Annotated in this window: 13 protein-coding genes; 8 read left to right on the top strand and 5 right to left on the bottom strand. The window is 63.4% G+C overall.

What is annotated here, in order from left to right:
- Positions 1-56: 56 nt before the first annotated feature.
- Positions 57-770 (top strand): RlmE family RNA methyltransferase, encoded by a 714-nt coding sequence (locus GGQ68_RS07330; RefSeq protein ID WP_183964508.1) that lies wholly within the window; start codon positions 57-59, stop codon positions 768-770.
- Here GGQ68_RS07330 and GGQ68_RS07335 read toward each other — a convergent pair.
- Positions 767-994 (bottom strand): hypothetical protein, encoded by a 228-nt coding sequence (locus tag GGQ68_RS07335; RefSeq protein ID WP_183964510.1) that lies wholly within the window; start codon positions 992-994, stop codon positions 767-769. The genes GGQ68_RS07330 and GGQ68_RS07335 overlap by 4 nt on opposite strands.
- Positions 995-1,149: 155 nt before the next feature.
- Here GGQ68_RS07335 and GGQ68_RS07340 point away from each other — a divergent pair, with 155 nt between their 5' ends.
- Genes GGQ68_RS07340 through GGQ68_RS07350 form a run of 3 tightly spaced genes read left to right on the top strand, consistent with a single transcriptional unit; the run spans position 1,150 to position 3,526 of the window.
- Positions 1,150-1,776, top strand: coding sequence for an SGNH/GDSL hydrolase family protein (locus tag GGQ68_RS07340; protein WP_183964512.1), 627 nt, complete (start codon positions 1,150-1,152; stop codon positions 1,774-1,776).
- Positions 1,773-2,228, top strand: coding sequence for a lipocalin (locus GGQ68_RS07345; RefSeq protein ID WP_183964514.1), 456 nt, complete (start codon positions 1,773-1,775; stop codon positions 2,226-2,228). The genes GGQ68_RS07340 and GGQ68_RS07345 overlap by 4 nt, the downstream gene beginning before the upstream one ends.
- A gap of 32 nt (positions 2,229-2,260) precedes the next feature.
- Positions 2,261-3,526 carry a glycerate kinase type-2 family protein gene (locus GGQ68_RS07350; protein WP_183964516.1) on the top strand — a complete coding sequence of 422 codons (1,266 nt, stop codon included), beginning with the start codon at positions 2,261-2,263 and terminating at the stop codon, positions 3,524-3,526.
- Positions 3,527-3,815: 289 nt separating this feature from the next.
- On the opposite strand, the gene GGQ68_RS07355 is transcribed toward GGQ68_RS07350, so the two are convergent.
- A complete protein-coding gene (locus GGQ68_RS07355) occupies positions 3,816-4,337 on the bottom strand; it encodes a hypothetical protein (protein ID WP_183964518.1) in 522 nt (173 codons plus the stop codon).
- 197 nt (positions 4,338-4,534) lie between these two features.
- Complete coding sequence (locus tag GGQ68_RS07360; protein WP_183964520.1) at positions 4,535-5,905, bottom strand: M20/M25/M40 family metallo-hydrolase; 1,371 nt, start codon at positions 5,903-5,905, stop codon at positions 4,535-4,537.
- A gap of 496 nt (positions 5,906-6,401) precedes the next feature.
- On the opposite strand from GGQ68_RS07360, the gene hemA reads away from it, so the two are divergent.
- The 4 genes from hemA (at position 6,402) to GGQ68_RS24685 (ending at position 12,063) form a co-directional block, all read left to right on the top strand.
- On the top strand, positions 6,402-7,625 hold the full coding sequence (gene hemA / locus GGQ68_RS07365) for a 5-aminolevulinate synthase (protein WP_183964522.1): 1,224 nt from the start codon (positions 6,402-6,404) through the stop codon (positions 7,623-7,625).
- A 121-nt stretch (positions 7,626-7,746) separates the two neighbouring features.
- Positions 7,747-9,444 (top strand): helix-turn-helix domain-containing protein, encoded by a 1,698-nt coding sequence (locus GGQ68_RS07370; RefSeq protein ID WP_183964524.1) that lies wholly within the window; start codon positions 7,747-7,749, stop codon positions 9,442-9,444.
- Positions 9,445-9,530: 86 nt separating this feature from the next.
- Positions 9,531-10,661, top strand: coding sequence for a flavodoxin-dependent (E)-4-hydroxy-3-methylbut-2-enyl-diphosphate synthase (gene ispG / locus GGQ68_RS07375; protein ID WP_183964526.1), 1,131 nt, complete (start codon positions 9,531-9,533; stop codon positions 10,659-10,661).
- A gap of 103 nt (positions 10,662-10,764) precedes the next feature.
- Positions 10,765-12,063: an ATP-binding protein gene (locus GGQ68_RS24685; RefSeq protein WP_183964528.1), complete on the top strand. Its 1,299-nt coding sequence runs from the start codon at positions 10,765-10,767 to the stop codon at positions 12,061-12,063.
- Here the strand turns inward: GGQ68_RS24685 and GGQ68_RS07385 are convergent.
- Together GGQ68_RS07385 and GGQ68_RS07390 are read right to left on the bottom strand one after the other, a co-directional pair.
- Entirely contained in the window at positions 12,048-12,491 is a 444-nt protein-coding gene (locus tag GGQ68_RS07385; RefSeq protein WP_183964530.1) for a hypothetical protein, read from the bottom strand. The genes GGQ68_RS24685 and GGQ68_RS07385 overlap by 16 nt on opposite strands.
- Entirely contained in the window at positions 12,488-13,255 is a 768-nt protein-coding gene (locus GGQ68_RS07390) for a DsbA family protein (protein WP_183964532.1), read from the bottom strand. The genes GGQ68_RS07385 and GGQ68_RS07390 overlap by 4 nt, the downstream gene beginning before the upstream one ends.
- Positions 13,256-13,270: the final 15 nt, after the last annotated feature.

The raw sequence follows: 13,270 nt of genomic DNA on the forward strand, positions 1-13,270 counted from the left end.
CGTGTCCACGGACAGATCGAAAGAGTTCAACCACGAAGTAGCAGAGGGTCATTTGCATGGCGAACGGGCCGACAAAGAACAGTTCGGGGCGCGGGCAACGCGATCTGAAGGTCAAGGTCAAGACCGCACGCGGGCGCAAGTTGTCCTCGACGCTTTGGCTGCAACGGCAATTGAACGACCCCTATGTCAAGCGCGCGCAGGCGGACGGCTTTCGCGGGCGCGCGGCCTACAAGATCCTTGAGATCGACGACAAGTATCGCTTTCTCGTGCCGGGCGCGCGGGTCGTGGACCTTGGCTGTGCGCCGGGCGGCTGGTGTCAGGTGGCGGCCAAGCGGGTCAACGTCATGGGTGAACGCGCCGGCAAGAAGCAGGGCTATATCCTGGGCGTCGATTTGCAGGAGATGGAGCCGCTGGCCGGGGTCGAACTGCACCAGCTTGATTTCATGGAAGACGGTGCCGACGACAAGGTGAAAGCGTGGCTTGGCGGCAAGGCCGATGTGGTGATGTCCGACATGGCGGCGTCGGCCTCGGGCCACAAGCAGACCGACCACCTGCGGATCATCGCGCTGTGCGAAGCGGCGGCGGAGCTGGCGTTCGACGTGCTCGAAGAGGGCGGGACCTTTGTGGCGAAAGTGCTGGCGGGCGGGGCCGAAGGCACCTTGCAGCACATTCTCAAGCAGAGGTTCAAGAAGGTGTCGAACTTCAAGCCGCCCGCGAGCCGATCCGATTCCTCGGAGAAGTTCGTCGTGGCCACCGGGTTTCGCGGTTAAGAGCGCAGCCTGCGCCAGAAGCCTTTGTGTGGACGTGGCGGCGACAGGGAGCGTGTGGCGCTGTCCAGCAGCACACGGATTTCGTCGCCAGAGAGCGCTGCGGGCGTGTTGCTGAGCCGCGTGTCGATGCGCGGCGTGTCTTCGCCATCGTCCACCTCCGGCTCTTGCTGATAGAGCGCGAACAGGCGGTTATAGCTTTGGGAGCGGTCGTTCGGGGCTGCCACGGTGCGGGTCCGGTCTGGTGAAGGGTGCGCTTTGAGTGGCATGTGGGCGCGGGCTTGCCAAGTGTCTTGAAAGTCCAGTTGTATGGGCCTTTCCGGTTGACCCTGCGCGCGGGCTTCGTTTGGGTAAATTTCAGGCATTTGAGGAGAAGACCGGCATGGCGGTGATCTTGTGTTACGGCGACAGCAACACCCACGGCACCGCGCCGCTGGAACGGCCCGGAAGCCATGACCGCCATCCCAAGGGGCAGCGCTGGGTCGATGTGCTGGCCGAGGGGCTGGGCGCGGATCATGAGGTGATCGCCGAAGGGCTGCCCGCGCGGACCACGGTGCATGATGATCCTGTGGAAGGCGGGTGTCGCAACGGCGCGTTGGTGTTGCCGGCGATTTTGCATTCGCATCGTCCGGTGGACCTGCTGATTGTGATGCTCGGGACCAATGACCTGAAGTCGCGATTTTCCGTGACCGCGTGGGAGATCGCGCGGTCGGTGGAACGGCTGGTGCTGATGGCGCGGGCCGAGGACGTCGTGGATCGCATCCTGGTGGTGGCGCCGGTGCCGGTGCGGGAGTGCGGCACCTTGGAGGCGGTCTTTGTCGGGGCGGAGGCGCGTCAGCAAGGGCTGACGGAGTTGCTGCGCGAGATGGCCACACGACAGGGCTGCGGTTTTTTCGATGCGGGCGCACATGCGCAGGTGTCGCCGCTGGACGGGGTGCATATGGATGCGGCCGGTCAGATGGCGATCGGCCGCGCCATGATCCCTGCGGTGCGGGATGCGCTGGCGTGAGGGCGATTTGGGTGGTTGCTCTGGTCGCGTTGATCGGCTGTGCCAAGCCGCCGGACGCGGTGATCGACCGGGTGCCTGTGCGCAATCCCACGACGCCAGTGGCCAGCCAGGCGGATGTCACCGAGGCGCGGGTGATGGGCGATTGGGTGGTGGTGCAAAGCTCTTTGGCCCCCCAAGGCACGCCGATTCATGTGGGAAACTCGGCGCTGCGCATCGGGGCACGCATGATGCCGATGCAGGCGCGCGGGCAGGGGCGTTTCGCCAGCGGTGACGGCCAGATCTGGGTGCACTGGCTGGATGCGGACAATCGGACGATGGCGCTTGGCGACCCCGAAGGCGGATGGTTTGCCATTCTGGACAGATCTGGGCGGCCCGGGGAACGGTTGCGCGCGGCGCGTGAGATCCTTGAATGGTATGGGTATGATGTGACGCGGGGCCTGGCGGGCAGCTGACGCGCGCGACCATCACATGAGGAATGCAAGTCATGGATAAAAGAGCCTTTCTGGTCGAGCTGTTCGACGCGGCGGTCGCGGCGGCGGACCCGCGAGTTGCCCTGCGGGACGTGATGCCACCGAAACCGAAAGGGCGGACCGTGGTGATTGCCGTGGGCAAAGGGGCGGCGCAACTGGCCGCGGCCTTTGAGGAGCTGTGGGGCGACCCTGTGGAAGGGGTGGTGGTGACGCGCTACGGCTATGCCGCGCCGTGCAAGCATCTGCCCGTGATGGAGGCCGCGCACCCGGTGCCGGACGCCGCCGGATGCGCGGCGACAGAGGCTGTGATGCGCGCCGTGGAAGGGCTGACAGCGGAGGATCTGGTGGTGGCCCTGGTCTGTGGTGGCGGGTCGGCGTTGTTGCCCGCGCCGCCCGACGGGCTGACGCTGGAAGACGAGCAGGCGCTGAACCGGGCGCTGCTGGCCTCTGGTGCGCCCATTGGCGTGATGAACGCGATCCGAAAACACGTGAGCCGCGTCAAGGGCGGCCGGCTGGCGGCGGCCTGTGCCCCGGCGCAGGTTGTGTCGCTGGTGGTCTCGGATGTGCCGGGCGATGACCCGGCGCAGGTGGCCTCCGGACCGACGGTGCCGGATCTGGTGAGCCGCGACGATGCGCTGGCGATGATCCGCAACCGTGGCATCACGCTGCCGGAACGGGTGATGGCGCATATCGAAAGCGGCCCGGCAGAGGCACCGCAGCCCACCGACAGCTGTTTTGACGGCAATGTGGTGCGGGTGATTGCCTCTGCCAGGTTGTCCCTGGAGGCGGCGGCAGCGAAGGCGGAAAGCCTTGGCATCCCTGCTGTGATCCTGTCGGACGCGATCGAGGGCGAGGCGGCGGATGTGGGCGCGGTCCATGCCGCCATCGCGCGCGAAGTGGCACGGCGCGACCGTCCGTTCAAAGCGCCCGTCGTGATCCTGTCAGGGGGCGAAACCACGGTGACACTTGGTGAGGCGCCGGGGCGCGGCGGGCGGAACACGGCGTTCCTGTTGGGTCTGGCGGAAGGCATCGAGGGAGCGCCGATCACGGCTTTGGCAGCCGATTCAGATGGCATCGACGGGACCGAGGACAACGCCGGTGCCTTTGCCGATGGCCAGAGTATGTCCCGACTGCGCGCGGCGGGACATGATCCGCGCGAGTTCATGCGCGGGCAAGACCCGTACTCGGCGTTCGAAGTGCTTGGCGATCTGTTCGCGCCGGGGCCGACGGGCACTAACGTCAACGATTTCCGAGCCATATTGGTGGATGCGTCGGAATAGGGGGCGGATTTGGAAAGCTCGGCTTCCCCAGAGCCGTCCGGTGTATTCTGAAGCTAAGACGTGAGATTGGTCGTTGGCGTCGGGTTCACCGTGATGCGGAAGAGGGAGACGCGGCGCTTTATTTCCGGACCACGGGTGCAGGGTTCACGCAGGCGACTGCGATCTGACGTGCGTGCCCCGGTCAGTTCGGATTGGGCTGGAACGGCGGGTTCCCTTCGGCCCCAAGGCCGGTTTCAACACGCTGCCAGAGCAGACCGAAAACGGAACAGGTGCGGTGACAGACGCCGGGTCAGTCGCTGAGCGGCAGATTATTTATTGCCATCACGGGGCTATCCTTGAGCGAGGTGCCGGCGGCGAGTATGATCCGCTGGCTGTGCTGGTCCAGCATGCCCAGCCCGCCCTGCCATACGCCTGCGGGCGTATGAAACAGCGCAACGGCGAGCAGCGCGCCCAGGAGAATGCCGCCGGAGTTCTTCTTTTTCCCGTCGGATTTGGCAAAGTAGCGCACCACATGCAGCAAGAGCAGCACCATGGAGGCGGCCAGCATCACCGCGAGGCCGGAGAAGATCCACTGGTGGTAGTGCTCGGGCAGGTTCCCCTGGCTGAGCGAGGCGGTTATGTGATCGCGGCGGTTGGAAATCGAGGCGACCAGATAGATCCAGCCGAAACCCATCAGCGCCATGCTGAGCGGCCGGGCAGGGGTCCGATCCTTGGCATAGGCTGCGGGTCCCATCCGCGCAAAGCGTGAATCGACGCGGGCGACGCGTTTGCGGAAGTCAACTTGGGACAGTTTGCGGAATGCTGTGCTCATGTCTGCTTTGCTACCCCCGGATTCGGGCAAAATAACGCCGGATTGTGGCCATTGCCCCGGAACATGTCGGCTTGGTTGCGAAAAATTTAAGGACGCGGGCCGGAATTGCGTGGAAAGTGCAGCTCCGGCCCTGACGTGTTCTGTTTCCTTCATTTCGAAGGCCGCTCAGGCGTTAACCTGGCGGACATCATTGCCGCTTAGCTTATGGCGTCGAGGATTCGCGCCCAGCTGCGGATGCCTTTGTGGAAGCTTTCGACGTCGTATTTTTCGTTGGGAGAGTGGATCTGATCGTCGTCTTTGGCCCAGCCGACGAGCATCGTGTCCATGCCGAGGATCGACTTGAAGTAGCCCGCCACCGGGATCGAGCCGCCACAGCCGGTGAAGGCGGCCTCCTTACCCCATTCTGCGCCCAGAACGGCGCGCGATTGTTCAAACGCCGGGTGATCGGTGGCCATCTGGCTGGCGGGGGAAGCTCCGTGGGCGTGGAATTCGGCTGTCACATCCTCGGGCAGCTGCGCCTGCACCCACGCGCGGAAGTTGTCGCGGATGGCGTGGGGGTCTTGTTGACCGACGAGCCGGAAGGAGACCTTGGCCCGGGCTTGCGCGGGCAGCACCGTCTTGAACCCGTCGCCGGTGTAGCCGCCGATGATGCCGTTGATCTCGGCGGTGGGGCGGGACCAGAGCATTTCCAGCGCGGTGCGATCCTGTTCGCCTGCGGGTTTCGACAGACCCACGTCGCCAAGGAACGACGCATGGTCGAAGTTCAGGCCGTCCCATTGCGCCTTGATCTCCGGGTCAAGCTCCGGGACGCCGTCGTAAAAGTCGGGCACCTGGATGCGGCCATTGTCGTCATGCAGGTTGCCAAGGATTTTTGCCAAAACGCGGATCGGGTTCTGGCCCGCGCCGCCGAACATGCCGGAATGCAGGTCCTTGGTCGCGCCGGTCAGGGTGATTTCCTCGCCACACAGGCCGCGCAGCTGCGTCATGATGGACGGGGTTTTGGATTCGAACAGCCCGGTGTCGCAGATCAGCGCGATGTCGGCCTTCAGCTCCTTGGCGTTTTCATTGAGGAAGGGGATCAGCGAGGGGGAGCCGCTTTCTTCTTCGCCTTCGAAGAAGAAGGTGATCTTGCAGGGCAGGCTGCCGTTGACCTCTTTCCAGGCGCGGCAGGCCTCGACGAAGGTCATGAGCTGGCCCTTGTCGTCGGATGCGCCGCGTGCGCGGATGACGCGCCCCTTGGGGGTCTCCTCGATGGCGGGATCAAAGGGGTCGCGGTCCCACAGGTTGAGCGGGTCCACCGGTTGGACATCGTAATGTCCGTAGAACAGCACGTGCGGGCCGTCGCCGTCCACGTGACCCACAACCATGGGGTGACCGGGTGTGGGGCGCTTTTCCGCCGCGATGCCGATGGAGGCCAGGTCGGAGACCAGCCAGTCGGCGGCGGTGTCGCAATCGGCCTTGTAGGCCGGGTCGGTGGAAATCGAGGGGATGCGCAGCAGTGCCATCAGGCGGTCCAGCGCCTGCGGCAGGTCGGAATCGATGCGGGCGAGAGTGGCGTCGAGAGTCATGTATGCTCCTGTCATGCTTTGCGGCGAAGCTATCACGGCGCGCGGCCATGTCCAGCCAAGGCCGGTGTGCAGAGGGCTGTGCATCGACGTGCGACAATATGTGTGTAAATCCAATTAGATTGCAGTGGCACCGACGGGCCTGCGCAGATACATCAGCCCGCGACGGCAGTCTGTTTGCCGCGGTGTCCCGTTTTTGCCCGGGTAAACGCCCGCCTTGAGGGCTGGCTGGCGCAGGGAAATGGTATGGCCAAAGGTCGGTATCCCCAGGGGTAGGCCGATGGTTTCCGATCCGCTAAACAGGTGTTCGACAGGAAAGATGACGACCGGATATTTCTTTGTGCCGCTTGATCTGGGTCAAGGATGCGACGGAACGTCCGGACTTAGACGGTAGACAGATGCTTTTTCGGGCATTAGTTATTCACGAACTTGAATGCGGATATGCTCCGCCAAAGGGTCGCCGCCGAATGACGCGCCCATGATGAGAAGGAGGAGCCCGGTGGACTACACCGCGAAACTCGACGATGCCCTGAACCAGCTTCACCAAGAAGGTCGCTATCGCACCTTCATCGATATCGAACGTAAGAAGGGCCAGTTTCCGCACGCCACCTGGCGCAAGTCCGACGGATCAGAGACGCCTGTCACCGTGTGGTGCGGCAACGATTATCTGGGCATGGGACAGCATCCGGTTGTCTTGTCCGCGATGCACGACGCGATCGACGCAACGGGTGCGGGCTCTGGCGGGACGCGCAACATCTCTGGCACGACGGTCTATCACAAGCAGCTGGAGGCGGAGCTGGCCGACCTGCATGGCAAGGAAGCATCGCTGCTGTTCACCTCTGCCTACATCGCCAATGACGCCACGCTGTCGACGCTGCCCAAGCTGTTTCCCGGTCTGATCATCTATTCCGATGCGCTGAACCATGCCTCCATGATCGAAGGCGTGCGTCGCAACGGCGGGGCGAAGCGGATCTTCAAGCACAACGATCTGGACGATCTGCGCGCCAAGCTGGAGGCAGACGATCCTGCCGCGCCGAAGCTGATCGCATTCGAATCAATTTACTCGATGGACGGCGATTTCGGCCCGATCGAGCAAATCTGTGATTTGGCAGACGAATTTAATGCGCTGACTTATATCGACGAAGTGCACGCCGTGGGCATGTATGGGCCGCGCGGTGCCGGCGTCGCGGAGCGTGACCGCTTGATGCACCGCATCGACATCATCAACGGCACACTGGCGAAGGCCTATGGTGTGATGGGCGGGTATATCGCGGCCTCTGAAAAGATGTGCGATGCCGTGCGCTCCTACGCGCCGGGGTTCATTTTCACCACGTCGCTGCCGCCTGCGGTGGCAGCGGGTGCGGCGGCGTCTGTCGCCCATCTGAAGCGTGATCCGGCTCTGCGCGAGCAGCATCAGACTCAGGCCAAGATCATGAAAACACGCCTGAAATCCTTGGGCATGCCGTTGATCGACCACGGCTCGCACATTGTGCCGGTCATCGTCGGCGACCCGGTGCACACCAAGAAGTTGAGCGACATGCTGCTGGAGGGCTACGGCATCTACGTGCAGCCCATCAACTACCCGACTGTCCCGCGCGGCACAGAGCGGCTGCGCTTTACGCCGTCGCCGGTTCACGGCCCCAAAGAGATGGATCACCTGATCCGCGCGATGGATGAACTTTGGAGCCATTGCGCGCTGAATCGTGCCGAAATGGCGGGCTGACCCCCTGCGTGCCTGTCAAAGTGCTTTCTTTGTGGTAACGTTTTATCAATAACCGGGCTGCACGAATCGTGAGAGCCCGGATGGGCAGGCACATATTGATAGTAAGTTGGGGCAGTCGCGCATGATCGGGCGTAAAACCCAGAACCTAACCGACAGCGCCCCTGAACATCAGGGCTTTGACGGTTTCGCTCTGCAATTAGGCGACGTCATGCGTGGCGAACGCGCCACCATGGGGAAATCGCTACTCGATGTGCAGCGGGAGTTGCGCATCAAGGCGAGCTACATCGCCGCGATCGAGAACTGTGATCCCAACGCGTTTGACACACCCGGGTTTATAGCCGGTTACGTGCGCTCCTATGCGCGCTACTTGGGGATGGACCCGGACGAGGCATTTTCGGGCTTCTGCAAGGAAAGCGGTTTCGCGGTCGCGCACGGCATGTCCTCCGAGGCGTCCGTGGTGCGCAAACCCACGGCTGACGATGTGCTCAAGCCGCGTGTGCGCAACCACCTGGCGGAGCCGAACCTGCCATTTGCGCCCGCCTCCGACAGTATCTTTTCGCACATCGAGCCGCGTGCCATTGGGTCGTCCCTGGTCCTGCTGGCGCTGATTTCCGGCATCGGGTACGGCGCTTGGGCCGTGCTGCAGGAAGTGCAGCGTGTGCAGGTAACACCCGTGGATCAGACGCCTGTCGTGCTGAGCGAGCTTGACCCTCTCGACGCGGCGCGCGCGGACCGCACGCCTTCCGAAAAGGTCACGAAAGATGTTGCGGGCGTGTTCACGCCGCCGACGACCGAAGCCTTTGACCGTCTGTATCGCCCACAGGCGCTGGATGTGCCGGTGCTGGTGGCGCGGGATGAACCGATTTCGACGCTCGATCCTGACAGCGGCGGGCTGTTTTCCGGACGCGGTGCGGCGTTGCCGTCCGTTCAGGACAGCGCGCTGGCAGCGGCTGCTTTGGCGGAAGGGATGATCGACCGTGCGCAGGGCCAGACCGCGGTGCAAAGCGGACAGATGCTTGCCGGCAATGGCGTCTCCGTTATCGCTGTGCGTCCGGCTTGGGTTCAGGTGTCTGACGAGAGCGGGACCGTCTTGCTGTCGCGCGTGATGAACGCGGGCGAAAGCTATTCCGTGCCGCGTGATTCGAATGCGCCGCGCATTCAGGTGGGTGAATCCGGATCTGTGTATTTCAGCGTCGACGGCACGGTCTATGGCCCTGCCGGATCGCGTGGGGCGGTGACAGAGAATGTCTCGCTCGCCGCGGCCGATCTGACGGAGCAATATGGCCCGGCGGATACATCGCGTGACGAGGATCTGATGACCACACTGGTGGCGATGGATCTGCTTGGCGATTCGGCTGAACCCACGGTGCAGGTGGCCTCCGCTGTGCCAGAGCGTCAGCTGACAGCGCCGGTGGCGCGGCAGCCCCAGACGCCGGATGCTACGCCGGTTTCCCCGCGTGTCACGGCTGACGCGCGTCCGGGGATCACCGTGGTGGCAACATCGGAAACTTGGGTTGAGGTGACGACGACCTCCGGCAAGAAGATCTTTGCCCAGACGTTGCAGGCGGGCCAGACCTACCAAGTGCCTCAGACCGACCAGCCGCCGACGATCTTTTCCGGCAATGCGGGCGGTGTTTTCTTTGCGGTGAACGGTCAGACCTTTGGCCCCTATGGGCAATCCGGCCAATTCGGTCGCAACCTTGCCCTGTCCGCCGACGCCATCACGCAGAAGTTGCAGGTGGCGGATCTGACACAGAACCAGACCCTTGCGCGGGTTGTTGCGGAGCTGCGGCTTCAAGACACCGGCCCGGGTCGCTGATTGGCCGGGGTGGCGGGGCGTTGCACTTTCGCTCTGTCCTCGGCCATCCTATATCCTGACAGGACAACCATAACAGGAGACTCGGCATGAGCCTCAATCATGTTCGCCCGTGGCGTAACATTTACCGCCGCACGTCCCGTCAAATCATGGTCGGCAACGTGCCGGTCGGAGGGGATGCGCCGATTTCCGTCCAGACGATGACGAACACGGCGACCACGGATATCAAAGGCACCATCGCGCAGATTCAGGCCGCTGCCGATGCGGGGGCCGATATTGTCCGCGTGTCTGTCCCGGACGAGGCGTCGTCAAAGGCGCTGAAGGAGATCGTGCGCGAAAGCCCGGTGCCCATCGTGGCGGATATCCACTTTCACTACAAACGCGGCATCGAAGCGGCGGAGGCCGGCGCGGCCTGTCTGCGGATCAACCCCGGCAACATCGGCTCCCCGGACCGGGTGCGGGAGGTCATTCAGGCCGCACGCGACCACAGCTGTTCGATCCGCATCGGCGTGAACGCGGGTAGTCTGGAACGGCATCTGCTGGAAAAATACGGTGAGCCCTGTCCCGACGCGATGGTCGAGAGCGGTCTGGATCACATCCGGATCTTGCAGGACAACGATTTTCACGAGTTCAAGATCTCGGTGAAGGCCTCGGACGTGTTCATGGCCGCAGCCGCGTATCAGCAGTTGGCGGAAGCCACGGATGCCCCGATCCACCTTGGCATCACCGAGGCGGGGGGACTTGTGTCCGGCACCGTCAAGAGCGCGATCGGCCTTGGCAACCTGCTTTGGATGGGGATTGGTGATACGATACGCGTGTCGCTGTCCGCCGATCCGGTCGAAGAGGTGAAAATCGGGTTCGAAATCCTCAAGTCGCTTGGCCTGCGCCATCGCGGTGTGAACATCATCTCCTGTCCCAGCTGCGCGCGTCAGGGGTTCGACGTGATCAAGACGGTGGAGACACTGGAAAAGCGGCTGGAACACATAAAAACGCCCATGTCCCTGAGCATCATCGGCTGCGTTGTGAACGGACCCGGTGAGGCGTTGATGACCGATGTCGGCTTTACCGGCGGCGGTGCCGGGTCCGGCATGGTCTATCTGGCGGGCAAGGCGAGCCACAAGATGAACAACGAACAGATGGTCGATCACATTGTCGAAGAAGTCGAAAAGCGCGCCGAAGCCATAGAGGCCGGGGCCGTGTCGACCGAAGCGGCCGAGTAACACACAAGGATTGGGAGACCCCGAACGCGGGGGGCATGAGCAGCGCAGGAGCGGTATGAGAGGATTACCCGGGCTGGACACTATGTTTGTGTTGGACACGCACGTGATCCGTGCCCAACATATCTTGCGCCGCCGCGAATTGATCTTTCGCGGGTTCAGCCTTTTCATTGCGTGCCTGACGCTGTTCCTTGTCTTTGGGATGGGCGAAACGCTTATCTGGTTCGTGGGGCGCATGGTGATCTATCTGCCGTTCATGTGGGTCGCGGCGCGCTTGCCGGATCGGCTGACCGGGTGGCGCCTGATCGGTCTGGTGATCTGGATTCTGGTCGATACGCTGAGCTACACGTTGATGGCCGTCTGGCTTTGGTATCTCGACGATCGCGTGCTCGACCTGTTCGCGATGGCAATCATCGTGACCGCGATGCTGTCGGTCAGCTGGGTGCGCGCCGAATCCGCGCTGCTGTGGGTGTGTGACAGCATCTCCATCGCGGTGACGGTCATGCTGGTGCCGATCATCTACTACCTGCAAGGCGGTGGGTTGATCGAGACCATCATGGGCTTCGGGGTGTTTGCACTGGTGCTGGTCTATTTTGTCATGGCCAACTTTTCGGTCTGGCGGGCGCGGAAAGAGACGCGGCAGGCCCAGGGGCTGGAGGTGGCGCGGGCCAAGCGCGACGCGGTGGGCAAGCTGGCCGGTGGCATGGCGCATGATTTCAACAACCTTCTGACGGTGGTTCTGGGCAATCTGGAACTGGCGCGTTTGACGACGAAGCCGGGAGACCGTGCGGAATACATCGCGGAGGCGGAACGGTCCGCCAAACGCGGCGCGGAGATGATCAAGCAATTGCTGGCGTTTTCGCGCAAGGCGCGGCTGGAGACGCGGACCGTCGACGTGGCCGAGATCTTTGACGGGGTCACGCCGCTGATTTCCAACGTGCTGGGGCCACAACACCGGATGATCTGCGCGCCGGTGCCCAAAGGTCTGCCAAAGATACGGGTGGACACGGGGAAGGTGCAGTCGGTGCTTCTGGAACTGTTCCTGAACGCCCGGGACGCCATGCCTCGCGGTGGCGATATCCGGTTGGAGGCGATGGAAACCACGGCGCTGGACATACCGACCGTGAGCCTGTCGGTTCAGGACACCGGCGAGGGGATTGCGGCGGACCGCCTGAGCCTCGTGTGCGATCCGTTCTACAGCACGCGCAACAAGGCGACGGGCTTGGGCCTGTCCATGGTGCGCGGCATCGTGGAACAGTCCGGTGGCCGGCTGGACATCACGTCTGAACCGGGGCAGGGCACCTGCGTGACCCTGCATTTTGCGGCGGCCACGCAGGCGGTTGGCACGCTACCGAGCGAGGCGTCGAAACTCGGGCCGCACCGCGCGGCTCACCGGCTCAGGTAGGTCCGGAGAACGAGGTCGGGCATATGCCCCTGGATAAGCCTGTCCGGCAGCACATAGGCGGGCAGCGCATCGAATTGCAGACGCTCGAACATGGCGCGATGCTCCGCGTTTTCGAGTGAGAACGATCGCCACGGCACGTCGAGGTCATTGGCCAGATCGGTCAGCTCGCGGCGTGCACGGTCGCAATCGTCGCAATCAGGGCCAACAAACAGGACAATCTCGGCAGGACGCGCGCCCTCGGTCAGAGGGGCGAACAAGGTCGGCGCGTCAGCGGCAATGCGGCTGCGGTCCGCGCTTTTTTCCGCCCCGTAGAGGTCGGTCGCCGGCGGCGCCGTAAGCGCGCGCAGACGTTCCTCTGCCGTGGGTTCGAACTGGGCGAACCCCGGCGCCGCGATCAGCAGCAGCGCCGGAAGGAGATACCGTATCACTCGGAGGCGCGCGCCTGCGCCACGATCTGTTCCATCGCGGGCAGCGGTGCATAGCCACGCACCATTTCATCGCCAAAGACGAAGGACGGCGTGCCGCTGATCTGCATGGCCTGCGCCAGCGCGCGGGTTTCAGAGATGCGGCGCATGACTTCGTCGCTGTTCATTTCCGCAAGGATCGCCTCGCCGTCGAGGCCGAAGGTGTCTGCCAGACGGGTCAGCGCGCTTTCGCTGGGGTTGCCTTCGAGCGCGATCAGAGCGTCGTGGACCTGACCGTAGGCCTCATCCCCGGCGACGATCTGCGTGGCGATGGCGAATTTCGACGATTCCAGGGACGCTTCGCCCAGGATCGGGAATTCCTTGACGATCAGGCGGATGTTGCCGTCGTTTTCCACCAGCTCGGTGACCTCAGGCGCGGCCTTGCGGCAGTAGCCGCAGCGGTAGTCCATGAATTCCACGATGGTGAAATCGCCGTCGGGGTTGCCGCCGACCCAGGAATAGCCGTCGTCGAGAAGCGCTTCGCGGTGGGTTTCCACCAGCGACTGATCCGCGACGATCTGTTGCTGCGCTTCCATTTCCTCGAGCTTGGACACGGCGTCCATGATGGTCTGCGGGTTTTCCAGCAGGTAGTCGCGGACCGCCTCACCAAAGGCCGCACGCTGCGTGTCCGTCATGTTGTCAATGTCAAAGGCGTCCTGCGCAGAGGCCGTGGTGGCGCCCAGAAGGCAGGCGGCGGTGACGCCGGCTTTGAGAAGTGTCTTGGACATGGTGTCTCCGTGGTT

The sequence above is a fragment of the Sagittula marina genome, assembly GCF_014196795.1.
Lineage (GTDB): Bacteria > Pseudomonadota > Alphaproteobacteria > Rhodobacterales > Rhodobacteraceae > Sagittula > Sagittula marina.

What these genes read in the sequence shown, in the direction of transcription:
- GGQ68_RS07330 (WP_183964508.1), top strand. Translation starts at nt 57, where the DNA reads ATGGCGAACGGGCCGACAAAGAACAGTTCGGGGCGCGGGCAACGCGAT.
- GGQ68_RS07340 (WP_183964512.1), top strand. Translation starts at nt 1,150, where the DNA reads ATGGCGGTGATCTTGTGTTACGGCGACAGCAACACCCACGGCACCGCG.
- GGQ68_RS07350 (WP_183964516.1), top strand. Translation starts at nt 2,261, where the DNA reads ATGGATAAAAGAGCCTTTCTGGTCGAGCTGTTCGACGCGGCGGTCGCG.
- GGQ68_RS07355 (WP_183964518.1), bottom strand. Translation starts at nt 4,337, where the DNA reads ATGAGCACAGCATTCCGCAAACTGTCCCAAGTTGACTTCCGCAAACGC.
- GGQ68_RS07360 (WP_183964520.1), bottom strand. Translation starts at nt 5,905, where the DNA reads ATGACTCTCGACGCCACTCTCGCCCGCATCGATTCCGACCTGCCGCAG.
- GGQ68_RS07370 (WP_183964524.1), top strand. Translation starts at nt 7,747, where the DNA reads ATGATCGGGCGTAAAACCCAGAACCTAACCGACAGCGCCCCTGAACAT.
- ispG (WP_183964526.1), top strand. Translation starts at nt 9,531, where the DNA reads ATGAGCCTCAATCATGTTCGCCCGTGGCGTAACATTTACCGCCGCACG.
- GGQ68_RS07390 (WP_183964532.1), bottom strand. Translation starts at nt 13,255, where the DNA reads ATGTCCAAGACACTTCTCAAAGCCGGCGTCACCGCCGCCTGCCTTCTG.